Raw genomic sequence first — 19,914 nt, 5'->3', positions numbered from 1 at the left:
GTGGTGACTGGTGTCGGTGCCCACAGCGCTTCGGCCCAGCGCCGTCCCGGGTACGCCGCTACCGAAGCTGGCGGCAGAAGTCGGCGCGGTGCCGGCTGACCTATCCGGGGGTGTCCCGGATGTGCTTGTCACCGGCGTGACGCTGCGCGGCCAGGACGTGCGGCCCGGCGATCTGTTCGCTGCGCTGCCCGGCTTGACGACCCACGGTGCCCGTCATGCCGGTCAAGCTATCGAGCGCGGTGCCGTCGCGGTGCTCACCGACTCGGCGGGGGTCGCCGAAATGGGTCCGCACGCTGACGCCGTCCCGGTGCTGGTTCACCCCGAACCTCGCAATGTGCTCGGTGGTCTGGCGGCGACCGTCTACGGACGCCCTTCGGATCGGGTGACGGTGATCGGGATTACCGGTACATCCGGCAAGACCACCACGACGTACCTGGTCGAGGCAGGCCTTCGGGCCGCTGGCCGGGTCGCCGGCGTGGTGGGCACCATCGGAATCCGGATTGACGGTGTGGACATTCCCAGCGCGCTGACCACGCCTGAAGCGCCTGCACTGCAGGCGTTGTTCGCGGCGATGGCCGAACGCGGGGTGGACACCGTCGTGATGGAGGTGTCCAGTCACGCGCTGACCCTCGGCCGGGTGGACGGCACCGGATTCGCCGTCGGCGGCTTCACCAATCTGTCGCGCGATCATCTGGACTTCCATCCGACCATGGACGACTACTTCGAGGCCAAGGCATTGCTGTTCGACCCGGCTTCTGCGCTGCACGCAGCAAGAGCCGTGGTGTGCATCGACGACGACGCCGGTGTGGCGATGGCCGCGCGGGCGGACTCCGCGATCACCGTCAGCGTCACCGGTGCACCTGCGCACTGGCAGGCCATCGACATCGCACCCAGCGGCGCCGCCGGACAAGAATTCACCGCCATCGACCCGAGCGGGGTTCAGCACCGAGTCGGGATCAACTTACCCGGCCGCTACAACATTGCGAATTGTCTTGTCGCACTGGCGATTCTGGACGCAGTCGGAGTGTCGCCGGAGCAGGCGGCCCCCGGGTTGCGCGAGACCCGAGTGCCGGGTCGGCTCGAACAGATCGACCGGGGCCAGGATTTCGTCGCCCTGGTTGACTACGCGCACAAGCCGGAAGCGCTGCGAGCGGTGCTGACCACGCTGCGGCAGCCGGACCGCAGGCTGGCGGTGGTGTTCGGCGCGGGCGGCGATCGCGACGCCGGTAAGCGGGAACCCATGGGCTCCATTGCCGCCGAACTCGCCGATCTGGTGGTGGTCACCGACGACAATCCGCGCAGTGAAGAACCGGCGTCCATCCGTCGCCAGATCATGGCCGGTGCGACCGGCGGGAAAGCGGAGGTGGTCGAGATCGGCGATCGCCGGGCGGCGATTCGCCACGCGGTCGATTGGGCGACGCGGGGCGACGTGGTGGTAATCGCCGGCAAGGGCCATGAGAGCGGTCAGAGCGCGGGCGGCGAGGTCCGCCCGTTCGACGACCGGGTCGAGCTCGGCCTGGCGCTGGAGGCACGGGCGTGATCGACCTGACCATCGCCGAGATCGCCGAGATCGTCGGCGGCACCCTCACTGACATCTCGCCGGAGCAGGCCGCGAAGACCCGCGTGACCGGCACGGTCGAATTCGACTCGCGCGCCGTCGGCCACGGTGGATTGTTTCTGGCGTTGCCCGGTGCCCGCGCCGACGGGCACGACCACGCGGCGTCGGCGGTGGCTGCGGGCGCGGTCGTCGTGCTGGCGGCCCGCCCGGTCGGTGTGCCGGCGATCGTGGTTGCGCCGGCCGTACTGGCGGACGGTCGGGCCGGGGTACTCGAGCACGACCTCGACGGCTCCGGCGCTGCGGTGCTGGCGGCGCTCGCCAAGCTGGCCAAGGCGGTAGCCGCCGAACTGGTGGCGGGCGGGCTGACCATTATCGGGATCACCGGTTCGTCGGGGAAAACGTCGACCAAGGATCTGGTGGCGGCAGTGCTCAATCCGCTGGGTGCGGTGGTAGCCCCGCCCGGTTCGTTCAACAACGAGCTGGGTCATCCCTGGACGGTGTTGCGGGCGACCCGCGACACCGACTTCCTGATCCTGGAGATGTCCGCACGCCATCCCGGAAACATCGCGGCGCTGGCCGAAATCGCGCCGCCGTCGATCGGCGTGGTCCTCAACGTCGGCACCGCTCATCTCGGTGAGTTCGGCTCCCGGGAAATCATCGCCCAAACCAAATCTGAACTGCCGCAGTCTGTTCGGTCAACCGGTGTGGTCATTCTCAACGCGGATGACCCGGCCGTTGCGGCAATGGCTGAGGTGACGACCGCCAGGGTGGTCCGGGTCAGCCGCAATAGCGGCGGCGACATCTGGGCCGGCGCGGTGTCATTGGACGAGTTGGCCAGAGCGCAGTTCACCATGCACGCCGGTGACTCGTCCTGCGACGTCCGGCTCGGGGTGTTCGGCGATCATCAGGTCGGCAACGCGCTGAGTGCGGGCGCGGTGGCTCTGGAATGTGGCGCCAGCCTCGAGCAGGTAGCGACGGCACTCGGCTCGGCGGGACCGGTTTCTCGGCACCGGATGCATGTGAGTACTCGCGCCGATGGCGTGACCGTGATCGATGACGCCTACAACGCCAACCCCGATTCGATGCGGGCAGGCCTGCAGGCGCTGGCGTGGATCGCCCATAACGCGTCGAGCCCAACCGGCGAAACGCGGCGCAGTTGGGCGGTGTTGGGCGAGATGGCCGAACTCGGCGACGAGGCGATAACCGAGCATGACCGCATCGGCCGGCTCGCGGTGCGATTAGATGTGTCTCGACTTGTTGTCGTGGGATTTGGGAGGGCGATGAGCGCCATGCACCAGGGTGCGGTGATGGAGGGCTCGTGGGGATCAGAGGCCGTCCAGGTTCCGGATCGCGACGCTGCCCTGACGCTCCTGCGCGCCGAGGTGCAGCCGGGGGACGTGATCCTGGTCAAGGCGTCCAACTCGGCCGGCCTGGGGGCGCTGGCTGAAACCCTGATGGCAGACACCCTGGTCGCCGATGGTCCCGCTGACGGTGGAGACGGACGCCCGTGAGACAGATCCTTATCGCAGTCGCCATTGCGGTGACCGTGTCCATCTTGCTGACTCCGGCGCTGATCCGGCTGTTCACCAAACAGGGCTTCGGTCATCAGATCCGCGAGGACGGCCCGCCGAGTCATCACACCAAACGCGGAACGCCGTCGATGGGCGGCGTGGCGATCCTTGCCGGCATCTGGGTCGGTTACCTGGGCACGCACCTGGTGGGACTGGCCTTCGACGGCGAAGGCATCACCGCTTCCGGGCTGTTGGTGCTGGGTTTGGCGACCGCTTTGGGTGGCGTCGGCTTCATGGACGACCTGATCAAAATCCGCAGATCGCGCAACCTGGGGCTGAACAAGACCGCCAAGACGGTCGGCCAGATCACCGCCGCGGTGTTGTTCGGCGTGCTGGTGCTGCAGTTCCGCAATCCCGCGGGCCTGACACCGGGCAGCCCGGATCTGTCCTATGTGCGCGACATCGCCACCGTCACCCTGGTTCCGTGGCTCTTCATCTTGTTCAGCGTGGTCGTGGTCAGCGCCTGGTCCAACGCCGTCAACTTCACCGACGGTCTGGACGGGTTGGCAGCAGGCTGCATGGCGATGGTGACCGGCGCCTACGTGCTGATCACCTTCTGGCAGTACCGCAACGCATGCGTCACTTCGCCCGGCCTGGGCTGCTACAACGTGCGCGATCCGCTGGATCTGGCGCTGATAGCCGCTGCGACGGCCGGTGCCTGCATCGGATTTCTGTGGTGGAATGCCGCGCCGGCCAAGATCTTCATGGGAGACACCGGCTCCCTGGCGCTGGGCGGCATCATCGCCGGATTGTCGGTCACCAGCCGCACCGAGATCCTCGCGGTCGTGTTGGGGTCGTTGTTCGTCGCTGAAGTCACCTCCGTCGTGTTGCAGATCCTGGCCTTCCGAACTACCGGCCGACGAGTCTTCCGGATGGCGCCGTTCCACCATCACTTCGAGTTGGTCGGCTGGGCCGAAACGACGGTGATCATCCGGTTTTGGCTGCTCACCGCGATTACCTGCGGCCTGGGTGTAGCGCTGTTCTACGGTGAGTACCTGTCCACGATCGGTGCCTGACGTGCTCGACCCACTGGCGCCCGGCGCGCCGGTCCTGATTGCCGGTGCTCGCGTGACCGGCCGGGCGGTGCTGGCAGCCCTCACCCGGTTCGGCGCCGCGCCGACGCTGTGTGATGACGACCCCGCGATGCTGGCGCCGCACGCTGAAAATGGTGTGGCGACCGCGGATCCGTCGACGGCGATCGAGCAGATTGCCCGATACGCCCTGGTGGTCACCAGTCCCGGATTCCAGCCAACCACGCCGGTCCTGGCCGCCGCCGCGGCCGCGGGCGTGCCGATCTGGGGCGATGTCGAGCTGGCCTGGCGGCTGGATGCCGCGGGGCACTACGGCCCGCCGCGCCGGTGGCTGGTGGTCACCGGCACCAACGGCAAGACCACCACAACATCGATGCTGCACGACATGCTGGTCGCCGGCGGGTACCGAAGCCTGCTGTGCGGCAATATCGGCGACCCGGTGCTCGATGTGCTGGATCAGCCCGCCGACATGCTCGCTGTGGAGTTGTCCAGCTTCCAGCTGTTCTGGGCGCCGTCGTTGCGGCCCGAGGCGGGTGTGGTGCTCAATATCGCCGAAGACCATCTGGACTGGCACGGCACGATGGCCGACTACACCGCAGCCAAGGCCAGGGTGCTGACCGGCCGGGTCGCTGTCGTCGGGCTCGACGACAGCCGGGCGGCTGCCTTGCGCTACACCGCGCCGGCTCCGGTGCGCGCCGGTTTCCGGCTCGGTGCACCGGCGGCTGGCGAACTCGGCGTCCGTGACGGTCACCTGATCGACCGCGCTTTCGCCGACGACCTGCCGTTGCTCCCGGCGGCGTCGATACCGGTGCCGGGCCCCGTCGGGGTGCTCGACGCGCTGGCGGCAGCAGCGCTTGCGCGCTGCGTCGATGTTCCGGCGGCCGCGATCGCCGAAGCCCTCACGGCTTTTCAGCTTGGTCGGCACCGCTCAGAGGTGGTTGCCGTCGCGGACGGCATCACCTACGTCGACGACTCGAAGGCCACCAACCCGCATGCGGCGCAGGCGTCGGTGCTGGCCTATCCCCGGGTGGTGTGGTTGGCCGGTGGCCTGCTCAAAGGCGCATCAGTGGATGCCGAGGTGGCCCGCATCGCGTCTCACCTGGTCGGGGCGGTGCTGATCGGTCGAGATCGCGCCGAGGTTGCTGAGGCGTTATCGCGACACGCGCCCGATGTCCCCGTCGTACAGGTTGTGACAGGCGAGGATGTTGTGATGCGTGCGACTGATGTGACTCATGTTACTAATGTGACACAAATTGATAAACCCGGTGAGACCATCGGCACTCGCGTGATGACTGCGGCGGTGGCCGCCGCTCGGGACCTGGCCAAGCCCGGCGACACGGTGTTGCTGGCACCGGCCGGAGCCTCGTTTGACCAGTTCAGCGGGTACGCAGCACGCGGCGACGCGTTCGCGGCCGCCGTACGCGCCGCGGTTCGGTAGCTGGTGTGGGTAGGGGGCTGAACCGGCTGCTGCGCCGGGATAAGGCAGATCAAGACGCGGCGCCGGACGAGGCGCCCGATTCCGATGCGACCGCGGAGGCTGGGGAGGCCGAGCAGTCTGTTGAGGAGAAAGACAAGCAAAGTAAGCCGAAAGGCAGGCTGAGCCTTCCGGGCACCCGGTTCGGAACCTGGCTGGGTCGGCCGATGACCTCGTTTCACCTGATCATTGCGGTAGCTGCGCTGCTGACGTCGCTCGGTCTGATCATGGTGTTGTCGGCGTCGGGTGTGCAGTCCTACGGCAACGACGGGTCGGCCTGGTTGATCTTCGGCAAGCAGGTGCTGTGGACGATCGTCGGGCTGGTCGCTTTCTACGCGGGGTTGCGGCTGTCGACGCGGTTCATCCGGCGCATCGCGTTCAGTAGCTACGCATTCACCTGCATCTTGCTGGTACTCGTTCTGGTTCCCGGGATCGGCAACCTCGTCAATGGATCCCGCAAGTGGTTCGTGGTCGCGGGCTTCTCGATGCAGCCGTCTGAGCTGGCCAAGGTCGCGTTCGCCGTCTGGGGCGCCCACCTGCTGGCCGCTCGGCGCGCGGAACGGGCCGGGCTGCGCGAGATTCTGGTACCGCTGGTGCCGGGCGCGCTCATCTCACTGGGGCTCATCATGATTCAGCCTGACCTGGGGCAGACCGTGTCGCTCGGCATCATTCTGCTGGGCCTGCTGTGGTACGCCGGTCTAGATCTGAAGGTGTTCGTCTCCGGGGTGGCTTTGATTTTGGTGGCCGGCGTCTTCCTCGCGATGTCCGCCAGTTACCGCTCCGACCGGGTGAAGTCCTGGTTGGACCCGGAAAACGACCCGATGGACACCGGCTACCAGGCTCGGCAGGCGAAGTTCGCGCTGGCGCACGGCGGCATCTTCGGCGACGGACTCGGCCAGGGCGTGGCCAAGTGGAACTATCTGCCCAATGCGCACAACGACTTCATCTTCGCCATCATCGGCGAAGAGTTGGGCCTGATCGGTGCGGTCGGCCTGCTGGGGCTGTTCGGGTTGTTCGCCTACACGGGAATGCGCATCGCGCGCCGTTCGGCCGACCCGTTCCTGCGGCTGCTGACCGCCACGACCACGCTATGGGTGCTGGGGCAGGCGTTCATCAACATCGGCTACGTGATCGGCCTGCTGCCGGTCACCGGCATTCAGCTGCCGCTGATCTCGGCCGGTGGAACATCAACAGCCACTACGCTTTTCATGATCGGCATCATGGCCAACGCCGCTCGTAACGAACCCGAAGCGGTGGCCGCGCTGCGTGCCGGCAGCGATGACAAGGTGACCCGGCTGCTGCGACTGCCAGTACCCAAGCCATATGTGCCGACCCCGCTCGAGGCGTTCCGTGACCGCAAGCGTGCGAAGCCGGCCCAGCAACCGATCCGTAAGACACCCCGGGAGGCCGCGCGCCGGAGCGCCGGATCACCGCAACAGCCCATATCACGCCAGGCTGATCGGCCCGCGCGCCGATCTGGGGGTAACTCGCACTTGCAGAAGAGGCATCATGGATCTGGCCAGCAGTACGCCGGCCAGCGCCAATCACGGCGCGCACGCGCACTGGAAGGTCAGCGTTACGGGTGAACGACAAGGTCAGAGAGTCAGCCGGCGGGTCGGGGGCAGGTCCCCGGCCCGCCGGTAGCGCGTTGTCGGTCGTGCTGGCCGGCGGCGGCACCGCTGGACACGTGGAGCCCGCGATGGCCGTCGCCGACGCTTTGACCGCACTGGACCCGCAGATCAGAATCACGGCGCTGGGTACCGCGCGCGGGTTGGAAACCCGGTTGGTGCCCGACCGTGGCTACCACCTGGAACTGATCACACCGGTGCCGCTACCACGCAAACCCAGCGGCGACCTGGCCCGGCTGCCACCGCGGGTGTGGCGCGCCGTGCGGGAGACCCGGGCGATACTCGACGGCGTCGACGCCGATGTGGTCATCGGATTCGGCGGCTACGTGGCGCTGCCGGCCTACCTCGCCGCCCGCGGGCTCAACCGGCGGCGTCGTATCCCAGTGGTGATCCATGAAGCCAACGCCCGCGCCGGACTCGCCAATCGCGTCGGTGCGCGGTACGCCGACCGGATCCTTTCCGCAGTGCCGAATTCCGGCCTGCGGCGGGCCGAGGTGGTCGGGGTGCCGGTGCGGGCAACGATTACCTCGCTGAATCGCGCGGCGTTGCGTGCTGAGGCGCGGGCGCACTTCGGCTTCCCCGACGACGCCCGGGTGCTGCTGGTGTTCGGTGGTTCGCAAGGCGCCGTCTCACTCAACCGGGCCGTATCGGCGGCCGCCGCTGGACTGGCCGCCGCGGGTGTCTCGGTCCTGCATGCCCACGGCCCGAAGAACACGCTCGTGCTGCGCACGCCTGAGCCCGGTGATCCGCCGTACGTCGCGGTGTCCTATCTGGACCGGATGGACCTGGCCTACTCCGCCGCCGACGCGGTGATCTGCCGATCCGGTGCGATGACCGTGGCCGAGGTATCTGCCGTCGGGCTGCCCGCGATCTACGTGCCGCTGCCGATCGGCAACGGCGAGCAGCGACTCAACGCGCTACCCGTGGTCAATGCCGGCGGTGGCCTGATCGTTGCTGACGGCGACCTTAACCCAGACCTGGTGGTGTCGCAGGTAGGCGCACTGCTCAACGACCCGGACCGGTTGCGAACGATGACGGCGGCAGCCGCGCAGGTGGGCCACCCGAATGCGGCGCGCGACGTGGCCTTGGCCGCACTGGACATCGCCGCCGCTCGGAGGTCCCGGTGAGTACTGGGCAGCAGTTGCCGCCCGAACTGGCGCGGGTCCACATGGTCGGCATCGGCGGAGCGGGAATGTCGGGTATCGCCCGCATCCTGCTGGATCGCGGCGGACTGGTGTCGGGCTCCGACGCCAAGGAGTCACGGGGTCTGCACGCGCTGCGGGCCCGCGGTGCGCAGATCCGTATCGGGCACGACGCGTCGTCACTGGATCTGCTGCCCGGCGGCGTCACCGCCGTCATCACCACGCACGCCGCCATTCCGAAGACCAATCCCGAACTTGTGGAAGCCCGCCGCCGGGGGATTCCGGTGGTGTTGCGTCCGGTGGTCCTGGCCAAGCTGATGGCCGGCCGCACCACGCTGATGGTCACCGGCACCCACGGCAAGACCACGACGACATCGATGCTCATCGTCGCGCTGCAACACTGCGGCCTCGACCCGTCCTTCGCGGTCGGCGGTGAGTTGGGGGAGGCCGGGACCAACGCCCACCACGGCAGTGGCGGCTTTTTCGTCGCCGAAGCGGACGAGAGTGACGGCACGCTGCTGGAGTACACGCCGCACGTCGCGGTGGTCACCAACATCGAATCCGATCACCTGGACTTCTACGGCAGCACCGACGCCTACGTCGAGGTGTTCGACTCATTCGTGGAGCGGCTCGCCCCTGGGGGCGCGCTGGTGGTGTGCATCGATGACCCCGGCGCGGCAGCGCTGGCGCAGCGCAGCGCCGAACTCGGAATTCGCGTGCTGCGTTATGGGACGTCGGCGATCGCAAACGCCGCGGCAGAGCCGGGTGCAGCGGGTCGCCGCCATCCGGACCCTGTTGGTGACGATCTGGCCGCCCGGCTGCTGTCGTGGGAGCAACAGGGCACCGAGGCGGTCGCCAAGATCCAATTGGACGGCGAGCCGCAGTCGCGGGTAATGCGGCTTTCGGTGCCCGGGCACCACATGGCGCTCAACGCCCTGGGCGCGCTGCTGGCCGCGATCGAAGTCGGCGCGCCAATCGACGAGATCCTCGACGGCCTGGCCGGTTTCGAGGGGGTTCGTCGCCGCTTCGAATTGGTCGGCGCCCAGGGGGAAGGGGATGAGTCGATACGGGTGTTTGACGACTACGCCCACCATCCGACCGAGGTCGGCGCCACTCTGGCCGCGGTACGAGCGGTGGTGCAGCAAGCGGGGATCGGCCGTTCGCTCGTTGTATTTCAGCCCCATTTGTATTCGCGGACAAAGGCTTTCGCAAAAGAGTTCGGTAGCGCGCTGAGTGGGGCGGACGAGGTGTTCGTGCTCGACGTCTACGGCGCTCGTGAACAACCGCTCGCCGGGGTGAGTGGCGCGAGCGTCGCCGACAACGTCAGCGTGCCGGTCCGGTACCTGCCGGATTTCTCGGCGGTGGCCGAGGCCGTGGCGTCCGCGGCGGGTCCGGGCGACGTCATCGTCACCATGGGTGCAGGTGACGTGACGTTGTTGGGGCCGGAGATCGTTACTGCGCTGCGGCTTCGGGCCAGTCGGTATTTGCCCGATTGGCCGGGGACAGCGCAATGAGCGAGCCTGAAGTTGGTCGACCCGGGGGCCAATCCGAGGGCCAACCCATCGACCGGGGCGAACCCACCAACCTGGAACCGGCAGACGAGTCGGTGGCCGCCGAAGCGGCTACCGAACCGATATCCACTGCGAACAAAGAAGATCCGGACCCGGCCGAACAGGTCGAGGGCGCCCGCCGGCGCGAACGTCGGGAGCGGGCCGAACGACGCGCCGCCGAGGCCCGCGCCACCGCGATAGAGCAGGCCCGTCGGGAGGCCAAGCGCCGCTCCCGCGGACCGGTCGTAACCGAATCCAAACCCGCTGCACGCGGAGTGGTCCGGGGCTTGCGGATGCTGCTTGCGACGGTGGTGTTGATGGTGGTCGGAATCGGGTTGGGGCTGATCCTGTACTTCACGCCGGCAATGTCGGCCCGCAATATCGTTGTCACCGGCACCGGTGTCGTCACTCGCGAAGAAATTCTGGACGTGGCGCAGGTCTCGATCGGAACACCGCTGCTGCAGATCAACACCAATGCGGTCGCCGACCGGGTCGCGGCGATCCGGCGGGTGGCCAGCGCCCGGGTGCAACGGCAGTATCCGTCGGCACTGCGCATCACAGTCGTCGAACGGGTTCCGGTGGTGGTAAAGGACTTCGCGGATGGTCCGCACCTGTTCGACCGCGACGGCGTCGATTTCGCGACTGACCCGCCGCCACCGGCGATTCCCTACATAGACGTCGACACTCCCGGCCCGACCGACCCCGCCACGCTGGCCGCGCTCAAAGTGCTGACCGCCCTGCGCCCCGAGGTGGCCGGCGAGGTTGGCCGCATCGCTGCCCCGACGGTCTCGGCGATCACCCTCACGCTGTCTGACGGCCGAGTGGTGATCTGGGGGACCACAGATCGGGCAGATGAGAAGGCCGAGAAGTTGGCGGCGCTGCTGACGCAGCCCGGTCGCACCTACGACGTGTCCAGCCCAGACTTGCCCACGGTGAAATAGCGCAGCTATCAGCAATTCACGTGTTGGTGCACAAAAATTGCGCGACGCGTGTCGGCGCGCCTGCGCGGGTAGTGCCCGTCGTACCCATACGGTTCTGGTTACGCGGAACTACTTGACATAACTCTAACTCTATGGTTGAGGTTGAGACTTTTGCAAGTAGACACGCAGAGATTTTCAAGGAATTTGAAGCCCATCAGGGAGGAAGACGAATGATGACCCCCCCACATAACTATCTGGCTGTCATCAAGGTCGTGGGCATCGGCGGTGGCGGCGTGAACGCCGTCAACCGGATGATCGAGCAGGGCCTCAAAGGCGTGGAGTTCATCGCGATCAACACCGACGCGCAGGCGTTGTTGATGAGCGACGCGGACGTCAAGCTCGATGTCGGCCGCGAATCGACGCGCGGCCTCGGGGCCGGTGCTGACCCGGAGGTCGGCAAGAAGGCCGCCGAGGACGCCAAGGACGAGATCGAGGAGCTGCTGCGCGGCGCCGACATGGTGTTCGTCACCGCGGGTGAAGGTGGCGGCACCGGCACCGGCGGAGCGCCCGTCGTCGCCAGCATCGCCCGCAAACTTGGAGCGCTGACCGTTGGCGTCGTCACTCGGCCGTTCTCGTTCGAGGGCAAGCGACGCAGTAACCAGGCCGAGAACGGCATCGGGGCGTTGCGCGAGAGCTGCGACACCCTGATCGTGATTCCCAACGACCGCCTGCTGCAGATGGGCGACGCCGCAGTGTCGTTGATGGACGCGTTCCGCAGTGCTGACGAGGTGCTGCTCAACGGTGTGCAGGGCATTACCGACCTGATCACTACACCGGGTCTGATCAACGTCGACTTTGCCGACGTCAAGGGCATCATGTCCGGCGCGGGCACTGCCCTGATGGGCATCGGCTCCGCCCGCGGTGAGGGACGGTCGCTCAAAGCTGCCGAGATCGCCATCAACTCGCCGCTGCTGGAGGCCTCGATGGAGGGCGCGCAGGGTGTGCTGATGTCGATCGCCGGCGGAAGCGACCTGGGCCTGTTCGAGATCAACGAGGCGGCCTCGCTGGTGCAGGACGCCGCCCACCCCGAAGCGAACATCATCTTCGGCACCGTGATCGACGACTCGCTCGGCGACGAGGTGCGCGTCACCGTCATCGCCGCAGGCTTCGACGCCGGACCCGGCCGCAAGCCGGTCACCAACGGAACCGAATCCGCCGGCGCGCACCGGATCGAGTCGGCCAAGGCCGGCAAGCTCACCTCGACCTTGTTCGAGCCGGTCGACGCCGTGAGCGTGCCGATTCACACCAACGGGGCGACGCTGAGCATCGGTGGCGATGACGACGATGTCGACGTGCCGCCCTTCATGCGCCGCTGAGGTATCGGTTCGCTTGCCAGTGTGCGACAAACCGGCCACGAAACATGGTGGCCTGACATCGATGCGGTCTGGCGGGCAACAGATTCCGGATACTAGGACGGTGAACGTTCGTATCCGCCGGGTGTCCACCACCCGGGCGGGCGGGGTATCAAAACCGCCGTTCGACAGCTTCAATCTCGGCGACCACGTCGGCGACGATCCGGCCGCCGTGGCGGCCAACCGCGCCCGCCTGGCCAAGTCCATCGGTCTGCCCGATCGGCGTGTGCTGTGGATGAACCAGGTGCACAGTGACCGGGTCGAGTCGGTCAACGAGCCACGTGACTCGGTGGTCGACGCCACCGACGGCTTGGTGACCAGCACGCCGAGATTGGCGCTGGCCGTATTGACCGCCGACTGCGTGCCGGTCTTACTTGCCGACGCGCGGGCCGGCGTCATATCCGCGGTGCACGCTGGTCGCGTCGGTGCGCAGCACGGTGTGGTGGTCCACGCGGTCGAGGCGATGCTGGCGCAGGGCGCGCATGTCGGCGACATCTCGGCGCTGCTGGGCCCGGCGGTCAGCGGGCGCAATTACGAGGTGCCGGCCGCGATGGCCCAAGAAGTCGAGGCGGCGTTGCCGGGCAGTCGCACCACTACTGCCGCAGGGACTCCCGGGCTCGACTTGCGAGCCGGAATCGCTTCTCAATTAAGCAAATTGGGTGTGACGTCCATCGAAATCGATCCTCGTTGCACGGTTGCCGATCCGGCGCTGTTCAGCCATCGGCGCGGCGCGCCGACCGGCCGGCTGGCGTCGGTGGTGTGGATGGAATGACCGCGATGGCGGCTCAGAATTCAACACAAGTAGAACGCCAATCCGAATTGACGCGGGCACTGGCCGGGGTCCGATCGCGCCTCGCCGCGGCCGCGGCAGCGGCGCATCGAAATGTCGGCGAAATTGAACTTGTCCCTATTACGAAATTCTTTCCAGCAACCGATGTTGCGATTTTGTCCAGATTGGGTTGCCGGGCAGTTGGTGAATCACGAGACCAGGAAGCTTCGGCGAAGATCGCAGAGGTCGCCGCGCTGTCAGCGGCCTCACAACAGAGTGGGTCCAGGGATCTGCAGTGGCACATGGTGGGTCAGATCCAGCGCAAGAAGGCGCGGTCGCTGGCCCGCTGGGCGCACACCGCTCACTCGATCGACAGTCCGGAGCTGGTAACAGCACTGGATCGGGCAGTTTCAGGTGCGCTCGGCGAACATCGCCGCGACAAGCCGTTGCGGGTCTACATACAGGTGAGCCTTGACGGTGACGTGTCGCGCGGTGGCGTCGATGTCAACACACCCGGCGCGGTGGACCGGATCTGCGCGCAAGCAGAAGGCTCCGAGAGCCTGGATTTGGTCGGTTTGATGGGCATCCCGCCACTGGACTGGGAGCCCGAGCAGGCCTTTGACCGGCTGCAATCGGAGCACGACCGTGTGCAGTTGGAGTTCCCGGCTGCGGTCGGACTGTCGGCCGGCATGTCCAGCGACCTCGAAGTGGCTGTCAAACACGGTTCGACATGTGTGCGTGTCGGTACCGCGCTATTGGGTCAACGGCGGTTACGGTCACCGTGAATAGTCACTCGAGTCACACCTTCATCACAGACAACATATATCCCAGGCTAGAAGGGGTCGCACGATGAGCACACTTCACAAGGTCAAGGCCTACTTCGGTATGGCTCCGATGGAGGATTACGACGACGAGTATTACGACGACCGGACTCCCTCCCGCGGTTATTCACGGCCACGATTCGACGATGAATACGGCCGTTACGAAGGTCGCGAACGCGACCGCGAGCGCGAGTACGACGAGCCCCGCCCCCGCGATCCGCGTGGTGAGATGCGCGGCGAGGCTGCGGACTACCCGCCGCCCAGCAGTTACCGGGCCGCCTACCCTGACGAGTCTCGCTTCCCGGCGCGCGAGTTCGAGCATCCCGACATGGCCCGGCCTCGACTGGGATCTTGGTTGGGTGGTCGCGGCGCAACGCGCGGCGCGTTGGCGATGGACCCACGCCGGATGGCGATGATGTTCGAGGAGGGTCACCCCTTGTCGAAGATCACCACATTGCGGCCGAAGGACTACAGCGAGGCGCGCACCATCGGTGAGCGTTTCCGTGACGGCACGCCGGTGATCATGGACTTGGTGTCAATGGACAACGCCGACGCCAAGCGGTTGGTCGACTTCGCCGCCGGCCTGGCTTTCGCGCTGCGCGGTTCTTTCGACAAGGTGGCCACCAAGGTGTTCTTGCTCTCGCCCGCGGACGTCGACGTATCGCCCGAGGAGCGTCGCCGGATCGCCGAAACCGGCTTCTACGCTTACCAATAGGCGAAATATCTGCCGATCAGCCCGGTAGGTCACCCGGTGACCCGCCGGGCTGATCGCGTGTTGGGCCCGCTGGCAGACGCCCACAGGATGTGTGGGCTCAGCATGGGTCGGTAGGCTTGCCTTCGCCGCCTCGGTGGGGTGGCTCCAGACATCCTCATCAGTAAGGTCGGGCTTCTCGTTGGTGCTGTTCTTTCAGATCCTTGGGTTTGCGCTTTTCACGTTCTGGCTGCTGCTCATTGCGCGGGTCGTCATTGAGTGGATCCGCTCGTTCAGTCGTGACTGGCGTCCCACTGGCATCACCGTGGTGATCCTCGAGATCATCATGTCGATCACCGATCCACCGGTGAAGTTGTTGCGCCGACTGATCCCACAGATCACCATCGGCGCGGTCCGCTTGGACCTGTCCATCCTGGTGCTGTTGCTCGTTGCCTTCATCGGCATGCAACTGGCCTTCGGTGCGGCGACTTGAGCGTGCCGGCGGTAGGACGGGTGGCGCGCGCGCAGCGGGTCGCGACCATGGGATTTTTGCGACGTTTCGGCCACAGTTCGGCGACAAGTTTGGCGCGCATGATTATTGAAATCCACAGAATGTGATTTATTGGCTTGGTCGTTGAAATTCAGCCTTACTTAATGCTCAGTCGGCAACCGCCGAGTCTGGTGTGACAGGATGGACGGCAGTTGCGCTATGGCTACCGGTCCGTTCTACACTTTCCAGACCGTTTGACCGTCCAGTAACTCGAGGGGACAAGAATGCCGCTTACACCCGCTGACGTCCACAATGTGGCGTTCAGTAAGCCGCCTATCGGCAAACGTGGGTACAACGAGGACGAGGTTGACGCTTTCCTCGACCTGGTGGAAAACGAGCTGACGCGGCTGATCGAGGAGAACTCCGATCTGCGACAGCGAATCGCCGAGTTGGACCAGGAACTTGCGTCGGGTGGGGGATCTGTTGCGGCCGCTCCCACGGTTGCTCAGCCGATTCCGACCTACGAGCCCGAGCCAGAGCCCGTCAAGCCGCCGCCGGCGCCGGCCCCCGTTGCAGCTCCGTCAGGTAACAATGAGGAACAGGCGCTACGTGCGGCCCGCGTGCTCAGCCTGGCTCAGGACACCGCCGACCGGCTCACCAGCACCGCAAAGGCCGAGTCGGACAAGATGCTGTCCGACGCTCGTGCCAACGCCGACCAGATCCTCAGCGAGGCTCGGCACACCGCGGAGACCACGGTCGCCGAGGCGCGCCAGCGCTCCGACGCGATGCTTTCTGACGCCCAGTCCCGTTCCGAGACTCAGTTGCGTCAGGCGCAAGAGAAGGCCGACGCCCTGCAGGCCGACGCAGAACGCAAGCACTCCGAGATCATGGGGACCATCAACCAGCAGCGCACGGTGCTGGAGGGCCGCCTTGAGCAGTTGCGGACGTTCGAACGCGAATACCGCACCCGCCTCAAGACCTACCTGGAATCCCAGCTCGAGGAGCTCGGTCAGCGTGGGTCGGCGGCTCCGGTCGATTCCAGCGCCGACGCTGGCGGGTTTGAGCAGTTCAATCGCGGTCAAAACTAGCCGGACAGACGCCAACGGAGCTGCCGACTGGCTCCGGACACACGCCGAGCCCCAAGCTCGGCTCAGTCTGCCCTGATAGGTCTGGCAGTCGCGTCTCGCCTGGAGGATGACTGATGCTGATCATTGCCCTCGTTCTAGCCCTCATCGGGCTCGTGGCCTTGGTATTCGCGGTGGTGACCAGCAACGAGCTGGTCGCGTGGGTGTGTATCGGTGCCAGCGTGTTGGGCGTCATCCTGCTGATCGTGGATGCGGTACGCGAGCGCCAGCAGCGTGAGGCGGCCGGTGAAGACGAGGCCGACTCAGACGTTATGGAATCAGCCGCCCAGGGCGAGTCTGCCGACGCCGTCGACTATCCCGACGAGGCCGACTTGCCGCAAGACATTAGCGCTGAGACGGCCGACGAGAAATCCAAGTAGCGCCCCTCATCGCTGCTGGGCTTCGGCGCCTAGCAATTCGCGGACCTCATCGTCGCTGACCTGATGAAAGTCGGCGTACACCTGGCCGACGGCGTCGAAGTCGACCGGCATGGTTGCGCACACCACATCGTCGGCTTCGGCCGCCAGTTGCCGGCAGGCTGACCGCGGCCCGACGGGTACGGCTACGACGACAGATAGCGGGTCATCTCCACGCACGGCGCGTACCGCCGCCAGCATGCTGGCGCCGGTCGCGATGCCGTCGTCGACCAGAATCACGGTGCGCCCGCGTGTGTCGGCGACCGCACGGCCCGCTCGATAGGCGTGTTCGCGACGGCGAAGCTCGATCGTCTCACTGTCGATCACTTGACGGATCTGTTCTTCGGTGACGTGCAGGCCGGACAGCACGCTGTCGTTCATCACCACCCGGCCGCCGCTGGCGAGCGCACCCATCGCCAACTCCGGCCAGCGCGGGACTCCCAGCTTGCGCACCAGAAACACGTCCAAATCGGCTCCCAGCGCCGCGGCGACTTCCCACCCGACGGGTACACCACCCCTGGCCAGTCCGAGGACCAGCAGGCCCGGTGTGCCACGGTAAGCGGTCAGCGACTCGGCCAGGATGCGGCCGGCCTCATGACGATCGCGGAACTTGCGAGTCGGCGTCCGCCGGAGAAAGCCACTGGGTGGGGTCATGGTCACACTTCCGCTGCTGACCGTTCCCAGCCTACGACGACGGCGATCATGTCGGGCACCGGGCGGAGATCGATGCGCGGTCTGTGCTCGTTGGACGGCCATCAATGCCGTTGTGCGCAAATCAACTTGGCGTACACCATGTCGGTGGCGGCGAGTGTGCATCGGCGGCGTCGAGCGTGCGTTGGTGGCTCCGATTGTGCGCACAGACACCCCGGACGCTGAAAATCACGCTCTCACTGCACTTTCGGTGGCGCCACTGCACTTTCAGTGCTGCCACTGCAATTTCGGCGCCGGCACTGCAGCGTCATCCCTGCCCAAAGAAAACCCCGGCACCTGGCCGGGGTGTTCGATCATTGTGTGATCGCGGCTTCGCCGCTCAACACACTCCATCGGCTCGAGAATGAACGTGGCCGTTCATTCTGCTCGCCTCAGTCGTGTGTGATCGCGGCTTCGCCGCTCAACACACTCCATCGGCTCGAGAATGAACGTAGCCGTTCATTCTGCTCGCCTCAGTCGTGTGTCCGAGGGGGGACTTGAACCCCCACGCCCATTAGTAGGGCACTAGCACCTCAAGCTAGCGCGTCTGCCATTCCGCCACTCGGACTCAGCCAACCTCAGTTGGCAGCTAAGGCTATCGGATCGTCGCGCAGGCTCCCAATTGGGCTGGCCTAGGGGGAGCGGGAACGCCCGGCAGTGCCCGTCACTGCCCGTCAGTGGTAGGAAAGGTGACTGTGACCCCTGAGACCGAGGCCTCGAGTGATCCGAGTGATCCGAGTGATCCGAGTGATGATGTGGCCGAGTTGGTCAGCAGGCTGATCCGGTTCGACACCACCAATACGGGGGAACTCGAGACGACCAAGGGCGAGGCCGAGTGCGCCCAATGGGTCGCCGAACAGCTCGCTGAAGTCGGATACGAGACCGAGTATGTCGAGTCCGGCGCGCCTGGCCGGGGCAACGTTTTCGCGCGCCTCCCCGGGGCGGACCGGTCCCGCGGCGCCCTGATGATCCACGGGCATCTCGACGTGGTGCCGGCCGAGCCGGCGGACTGGAGCGTGCACCCGTTCTCCGGTGCAATCGAGGACGGCTACGTCTGGGGCCGCGGCGCGGTCGACATGAAGGACATGGTGGGCATGACCTTGGTGCTGGCCCGGCACTTCAAACGGGCCGGCATCGTGCCGCCGCGCGACCTGGTGTTCGCCTTCGTCGCCGACGAGGAACACGGCGGCAAGTACGGCGGGCAATGGCTGGTCGACAATCGGCCCGATCTGTTCGAGGGTGTCACCGAAGCGATCGGCGAGGTCGGTGGCTTCTCGCTGACGGTGCCGCGCCGCGACGGCGGTGAGCGTCGGCTGTACTTGATCGAGACGGCCGAGAAGGGCATCAACTGGATGCGGCTCTCCGCGCGCGGCGTCGCCGGACACGGGTCGATGGTGCACGACAACAATGCGGTTACCGCCGTCGCCGAGGCCGTCGCCAAGCTGGGCAGGCATCAGTTTCCGCTGGTCGTCACCGATACCGTCGCGCAGTTCCTGGAAGTCATCGGTGAAGAGACCGGCCTGGAGTTCGACGTCGATTCCCCCGATCTCGACGGGCTGATCGACAAACTGGGTCCGATGGCGCGGATGTTGAAGGCCGTGCTGCACGACACCGCGAACCCGACCATGCTCAAGGCGGGATACAAGGCCAACGTGGTGCCCGCGACGGCCGAAGCCGTGGTGGACTGCCGCGTGCTGCCCGGTCGGCGTGCAGCGTTCGAGGCCGAGGTCGACAAGCTGATCGGTCCCGACGTCACCCGCGAGTGGATCAGGGACCTGTCCTCCTACGAAACCACCTTCGACGGCGACCTGGTCGACGCGATGAACGCCGCGGTGCTGGCCTTCGACCCGGACGCCCGGACGGTGCCCTACATGCTCTCCGGCGGGACCGACGCAAAGGCGTTCATGCGCTTGGGAATTCGCTGCTTCGGCTTTAGCCCGCTGCGGCTGCCGCCGGATCTGGATTTCACGTCGCTGTTCCATGGCGTCGACGAACGGGTACCCATCGACGCGTTGCGGTTCGGCACCAAGGTGCTCGCGCACTTCCTGACCCATTGCTGATCACACGAGAGGACTGACTATGTCTGTGCCCAACCCCTACGACGCGCTGCCCGAGCTGCCGTCGTTCACCCTGACCTCGGCTTCGATCACCGACGGGCAGCCGCTGGCCAAGCCGCAGGTCAGCGGGATCATGGGTGCGGGTGGCGAGGACGTCAGCCCGCAGCTGAGCTGGTCGGGCTTCCCCGCGGAAACCCGCAGCTTCGCGGTCACCGTCTACGACCCCGACGCACCGACCGCATCCGGGTTCTGGCACTGGGCGGTGGCCAACCTGCCCGCCGACGTCACGGAGTTGGCTGCCGACGCCGGCGCCGGCAGTAACCTCCCGGGCGGCGCGGTCACGCTGGTCAACGACGCCGGCGCGCGCCGTTTCATCGGGGCCGCACCGCCGCCCGGACATGGCCCGCACCGGTACTACGTGGCCGTGCATGCCGTCGACGTCGACAAGCTGGATCTCGCCGAGGACGCCAGCCCGGCGTATCTGGGCTTCAACCTGTTCCAGCACGCGATCGCCCGCGCCGTCATCCACGCGACCTACGAACAGACGTAGATCGCGCAAACTGCGTCCAA

At 66.5% G+C, this 19,914-nt stretch carries 17 protein-coding genes, 1 tRNA gene and 1 pseudogene; 17 read left to right on the top strand and 2 right to left on the bottom strand.

From position 1 onward, the window contains the following. Positions 1–7 precede the first annotated feature (7 nt). The 15 genes from ACZY1I_RS26120 (at position 8) to ACZY1I_RS26050 (ending at position 16,561) form a co-directional block, all read left to right on the top strand. A complete protein-coding gene (locus tag ACZY1I_RS26120; RefSeq protein ID WP_463759325.1) occupies positions 8–1,540 on the top strand; it encodes a UDP-N-acetylmuramoyl-L-alanyl-D-glutamate--2,6-diaminopimelate ligase in 1,533 nt (510 codons plus the stop codon). Then, positions 1,537–3,069, top strand: coding sequence for a UDP-N-acetylmuramoyl-tripeptide--D-alanyl-D-alanine ligase (locus ACZY1I_RS26115; protein WP_463759228.1), 1,533 nt, complete (start codon positions 1,537–1,539; stop codon positions 3,067–3,069). The genes ACZY1I_RS26120 and ACZY1I_RS26115 overlap by 4 nt, the downstream gene beginning before the upstream one ends. Beyond that, the gene (gene mraY, locus ACZY1I_RS26110) at positions 3,066–4,145 is read left to right on the top strand and encodes a phospho-N-acetylmuramoyl-pentapeptide-transferase (RefSeq protein ID WP_463759226.1); all 1,080 of its coding nucleotides are present in this window, start codon (positions 3,066–3,068) and stop codon (positions 4,143–4,145) included. Before ACZY1I_RS26115 ends, mraY begins: the two co-directional genes overlap by 4 nt. A 1-nt stretch (position 4,146) precedes the next feature. After that, a complete protein-coding gene (gene murD / locus ACZY1I_RS26105; protein ID WP_463759322.1) occupies positions 4,147–5,598 on the top strand; it encodes a UDP-N-acetylmuramoyl-L-alanine--D-glutamate ligase in 1,452 nt (483 codons plus the stop codon). A 5-nt stretch (positions 5,599–5,603) separates the two neighbouring features. Next, positions 5,604–7,220, top strand: coding sequence for a putative lipid II flippase FtsW (gene ftsW, locus ACZY1I_RS26100; RefSeq protein WP_463759224.1), 1,617 nt, complete (start codon positions 5,604–5,606; stop codon positions 7,218–7,220). Beyond that, complete coding sequence (gene murG / locus ACZY1I_RS26095) at positions 7,217–8,389, top strand: undecaprenyldiphospho-muramoylpentapeptide beta-N-acetylglucosaminyltransferase (protein ID WP_463759219.1); 1,173 nt, start codon at positions 7,217–7,219, stop codon at positions 8,387–8,389. Before ftsW ends, murG begins: the two co-directional genes overlap by 4 nt. 41 nt (positions 8,390–8,430) lie before the next feature. Next, a complete protein-coding gene (murC, locus tag ACZY1I_RS26090) occupies positions 8,431–9,918 on the top strand; it encodes a UDP-N-acetylmuramate--L-alanine ligase (RefSeq protein ID WP_463759320.1) in 1,488 nt (495 codons plus the stop codon). After that, positions 9,915–10,895, top strand: coding sequence for a cell division protein FtsQ/DivIB (locus ACZY1I_RS26085; RefSeq protein ID WP_463759216.1), 981 nt, complete (start codon positions 9,915–9,917; stop codon positions 10,893–10,895). Before murC ends, ACZY1I_RS26085 begins: the two co-directional genes overlap by 4 nt. A gap of 212 nt (positions 10,896–11,107) precedes the next feature. Next, positions 11,108–12,250: a cell division protein FtsZ gene (gene ftsZ / locus ACZY1I_RS26080; RefSeq protein ID WP_463759214.1), complete on the top strand. Its 1,143-nt coding sequence runs from the start codon at positions 11,108–11,110 to the stop codon at positions 12,248–12,250. A 100-nt stretch (positions 12,251–12,350) separates the two neighbouring features. Continuing rightward, positions 12,351–13,058 (top strand): peptidoglycan editing factor PgeF, encoded by a 708-nt coding sequence (gene pgeF / locus ACZY1I_RS26075; RefSeq protein WP_463759211.1) that lies wholly within the window; start codon positions 12,351–12,353, stop codon positions 13,056–13,058. Positions 13,059–13,063: 5 nt separating this feature from the next. Then, positions 13,064–13,840, top strand: a complete 777-nt coding sequence (locus ACZY1I_RS26070; protein ID WP_463759208.1) for a YggS family pyridoxal phosphate enzyme — start codon at positions 13,064–13,066, stop codon at positions 13,838–13,840. A gap of 64 nt (positions 13,841–13,904) precedes the next feature. Next, a complete protein-coding gene (locus ACZY1I_RS26065; protein WP_463759206.1) occupies positions 13,905–14,591 on the top strand; it encodes a cell division protein SepF in 687 nt (228 codons plus the stop codon). Positions 14,592–14,769: 178 nt separating this feature from the next. Next, positions 14,770–15,060, top strand: coding sequence for a YggT family protein (locus ACZY1I_RS26060; protein WP_463759204.1), 291 nt, complete (start codon positions 14,770–14,772; stop codon positions 15,058–15,060). A 281-nt stretch (positions 15,061–15,341) separates the two neighbouring features. After that, positions 15,342–16,145: a DivIVA-like cell division protein Wag31 gene (wag31, locus tag ACZY1I_RS26055; RefSeq protein WP_463759202.1), complete on the top strand. Its 804-nt coding sequence runs from the start codon at positions 15,342–15,344 to the stop codon at positions 16,143–16,145. 113 nt (positions 16,146–16,258) lie between these two features. Then, positions 16,259–16,561, top strand: coding sequence for a hypothetical protein (locus tag ACZY1I_RS26050; protein WP_463759200.1), 303 nt, complete (start codon positions 16,259–16,261; stop codon positions 16,559–16,561). 6 nt (positions 16,562–16,567) lie between these two features. Here ACZY1I_RS26050 and ACZY1I_RS26045 read toward each other — a convergent pair. Together ACZY1I_RS26045 and ACZY1I_RS26040 are read right to left on the bottom strand one after the other, a co-directional pair. Then, positions 16,568–17,251 (bottom strand): annotated as a pseudogene (locus ACZY1I_RS26045) (phosphoribosyltransferase); the annotation flags it as partial. A 518-nt stretch (positions 17,252–17,769) separates the two neighbouring features. After that, positions 17,770–17,855: transfer RNA gene (locus tag ACZY1I_RS26040), tRNA-Leu, on the bottom strand. Between the two features lie 127 nt (positions 17,856–17,982). Between ACZY1I_RS26040 and ACZY1I_RS26035 the strand changes: the two genes are divergently transcribed. Beyond that, the gene (locus tag ACZY1I_RS26035) at positions 17,983–19,347 is read left to right on the top strand and encodes a M20/M25/M40 family metallo-hydrolase (protein WP_463759198.1); all 1,365 of its coding nucleotides are present in this window, start codon (positions 17,983–17,985) and stop codon (positions 19,345–19,347) included. Between the two features lie 19 nt (positions 19,348–19,366). Next, positions 19,367–19,894, top strand: a complete 528-nt coding sequence (locus ACZY1I_RS26030) for a YbhB/YbcL family Raf kinase inhibitor-like protein (protein WP_463759195.1) — start codon at positions 19,367–19,369, stop codon at positions 19,892–19,894. Positions 19,895–19,914 lie beyond the last annotated feature (20 nt).

This window comes from Mycobacterium sp. IDUB_37 (genome assembly GCF_055419245.1).
This window is presented reverse-complemented; position numbering and strand designations above follow the sequence as displayed.